Raw genomic sequence first — 470 nt, 5'->3', positions numbered from 1 at the left:
ATAGAAAAAACGGGACAAGTCTGCTCCATCTCATGTTGAATTGTTTTTGGTTAAATGTCCTGGCCGGGAGCAATGGGGTTCCGGTCCGGCAATACCCTGCTCCGCCCTCCCGGGCAGATGTTGAATTGGAATCATGGGGAAGCCGGCCATCGTTACTCAGGCCAGTACATCCCTGAATTCAGACGTTTTTTCGAAGACTGATCTTGCGAAGCTGCAGAGGGGGATAATCTTCATTCCTTTTTCACGGGCGTATTCCACTCCGTGGTGTACGAGCTGGTAGCCCACTTTTTTTCCCTTAAGGCTTTCATCCACTTCCGTATGTTCGATGATCATCTTGTCCGGTGAGGGCAGGGTATAAACCATTTCGGCAACGATGTTCCCATCGATTTCCACGTAAAACATTTCTTTCGACCCGGTTGATTTTTGCTGGATGAGCATATAAAAAGTTTGGTTAAGGGGAATGAAAAGGC

General features: G+C 47.9%; 1 protein-coding gene. It reads right to left on the bottom strand.

Annotated elements, in window-relative coordinates; translation table 11 throughout:
* Positions 1-156: 156 nt before the first annotated feature.
* Positions 157-470 (bottom strand): GNAT family N-acetyltransferase (locus VG566_RS20405; protein ID WP_423172729.1); only part of this gene is annotated, 314 nt, incomplete at its 5' end.

This window comes from Stenotrophomonas sp. CASM114 (assembly GCF_049384325.1).
Taxonomy (GTDB): domain Bacteria; phylum Pseudomonadota; class Gammaproteobacteria; order Xanthomonadales; family Xanthomonadaceae; genus Stenotrophomonas; species Stenotrophomonas muris.
Note: the sequence above shows the minus strand (reverse complement) of the source record. Positions and strands in the feature narration are given on the sequence as shown.